This window comes from Aquiflexum sp., from assembly GCF_041749095.1.
In the GTDB taxonomy this organism is placed as follows: domain Bacteria; phylum Bacteroidota; class Bacteroidia; order Cytophagales; family Cyclobacteriaceae; genus Aquiflexum.
Window position 1 is genome coordinate 1 of sequence record NZ_JBGTCA010000481.1, and the last position, 2,575, is coordinate 2,575.

Below are 2,575 nucleotides of genomic sequence, written 5' to 3' on the forward strand. Positions count from 1 at the left end.
GACATCCACATTTTTGATCAAATTGACATTCAAAATCCCGACCGGGCCTCCTGAGGATCCCTGAGTGGCAAAGTGGTTGATTACCGGCACTTCGATTTCATCGATAAAAAACTTGTTCTCATTGGGTGCGCCTCCCCTTATGATGATATCATTTCTGAAACTCGCTGTACTTGCTACACCTGGCAAAGATTGGATGACTCGACTGATGTCCCTGTTGCCACCAGGATACCTCTCAATTTCATTGGTATTCAGCCTTCTTACAGAAATAGGCGTTTCATCCGACCGTGTAAAGTCCGCGTCAACCGTCACCTCGCCCAGTACGGCTTCTTCTTCCCTTAGGTCAAAATCTAACCTTACAGCCCTTGCCCTAGTCACCTGAATTTCAAAAAATGTTTTTGACCGAAAACCCACAAAACTTGCTCGTATATTATAGAGCCCTGGCGGAATATTGGTAATGATATAATTCCCATCCTCATCCGAAACTGTACCGATATCGGTATCCATTACCACTACATTGGCAAAAGGAACTCCCTCATTGTTGACAGGATTGAAAACACGGCCCCTTACCTCCCCTTCCTGAGCATGAGCACTCAAAACCGTAAATGAAATCAGAAATAGTATAAATGAAAGTCTCATCTAAAGGAATTAACAATATTACATAAATCAATACTCTGACATATTGTTTAAAAAATCCCTGTTTTTAAATGAGTAAAATCTAAGCTTCATTAACAATGCCGGTTATGTGACATGTTGGTGCGCAAAATGCCAGTAAATATTATTTTTATCAAAATCTTGCCATGAAACTCAAATATCCGGTACATCGGACTTCGGACTTCGGACTTCCGACCTGTTTGAAATAGAATATTGGGTTACTGTCAAAGAAGCTGATAATTCCTTTTCTTGATAGTCCTCCTTGATTTTCCACAGCCTCCACCAAGGTGTCCAGGGAGCATCGTGATGTTCATAGTGGTATCCAAAAAAGTAACACGAAATAAAAGCCCAAAGATGATTTTTTGATTGGGTTTTGGAATGGTGCTTGTTCTTGGATTCACCCATGTGGGGCAGATAGGTCCCAAAGTAAAACAACTGCAAAGTGGATAGGATGGCCGGTAACATCCAAAATACTATGAGATTTTCTGTAGGAATGAAAAGTTTCAGGATATTGAAAGTTATGGCCATCAGCAGAATCTGCCAGACGGAAACATATTGTTTGATAAAGCTAAAATACCAAATAAAGAAATTCCCGGAAGGATGGTAATCAGGATCTTTATCTGTAGCGACAAACCGGTGATGTTCATGGTGCTTAGGAAAAAGTCTCCAATAAAAATTATAGGAAAACAGGATTGCCGCAAACCAACCTATCCCATGATTCAGTTTTTTATTGGAAGAAACAATGCCATGCATGGCATCATGGGCCGTGATAAACAGTCCTGTATAAAGATGGGTCTGAACCAAGATACCGATATAAGTAATGGGGCTTGACCAGTTCAGATCAATCGAAAGCAAAAAAACCAGTGATGCAAACCATAGAAAAATCACTGTAAACGCAATGATTACACCTTTTGGGTCAACGGAATCTTTATAGGTAGCTATTGGTATCACTTTGTAAAGGTAGGAAAGAAATCGATGCGCTAAAAAGCTGCAATCTTTTCTTTCACTTGTTCCATAAGCCACATAGGTGTAGAAGTTGCACCACATATTCCTACGCTATCATTTACTTCAAACCATGTATTGTCAACTTGTTCAGGATTTGATACAAAAAAAGTATGTGGATTTTTTTCCTTGCAGACATTGTACAGGACTTTGCCATTGGAAGACTTGGTTCCGCTCACAAAAATGATTTTATCGAATTTCTCAGCAAAAGTTCTTAATTCTTTGTCCCTGTTTGAAACCTGTCGGCAAATGGTATCATTTGTATTGACAGTAATTCCATTTTCTTTCAACACCTCATTGATCTCATAAAATTTGTCAGTACTCTTGGTAGTCTGACTGTAGAGGGTCATATTTTTGGGCAAACTTGGTAGGTCCAACTCATTGATGTCCTGAAAAACCACAGCCTTATTGTTGGTCTGACCCAATAGACCTATCACCTCTGCATGCCCGTGCTTACCATATATGTAGATGGTTTCATCCTTATCAAAGGAATTTTTGATCCTGTTCTGCAATTTCAGTACCACAGGACAGCTTGCGTCTATTAATGTAAGGTTGTTATTGATTGCCAATTCATAAGTTGAAGGCGGTTCACCATGGGCCCTGATCAATACCTTTTCATCTCTCAGGTTTTGCAATTCCACATGATCTATGATTTTCAGCCCCTTTTTAGTAAGACGGTTTACCTCTTCGTCATTATGAACAATATCGCCTAAACAGTATAGATAACCCTGATCTTCAAGAATTTCCTCTGCCATTTCAATGGCATAGACCACTCCAAAACAGAAGCCGGAATGTTGATCTATATGTACTTGCAGGTTCATCATAGCCTATAAACTTTTAACAGTCCGAATTGTTTTGGTGTTCCTTATCCTTTCATAGATTGTGATATTCATCAACAAAAGCGTCATGGAATAAACTGTAT

General features: G+C 39.4%; 3 protein-coding genes. All 3 read right to left on the reverse strand.

The window, feature by feature from the left end; genetic code table 11:
• Positions 1-636 (reverse strand): carboxypeptidase-like regulatory domain-containing protein (locus ACEW8O_RS21965; protein ID WP_373496776.1); only part of this gene is annotated, 636 nt, incomplete at its 3' end.
• 168 nt (positions 637-804) lie between these two features.
• Positions 805-1,698: a fatty acid desaturase gene (locus ACEW8O_RS21970; protein ID WP_373496777.1), complete on the reverse strand. Its 894-nt coding sequence runs from the start codon at positions 1,696-1,698 to the stop codon at positions 805-807.
• Positions 1,632-2,477, reverse strand: a complete 846-nt coding sequence (locus tag ACEW8O_RS21975) for a 4-hydroxy-3-methylbut-2-enyl diphosphate reductase (RefSeq protein WP_373496778.1) — start codon at positions 2,475-2,477, stop codon at positions 1,632-1,634. The genes ACEW8O_RS21970 and ACEW8O_RS21975 overlap by 67 nt, the downstream gene beginning before the upstream one ends.
• Positions 2,478-2,575: the final 98 nt, after the last annotated feature.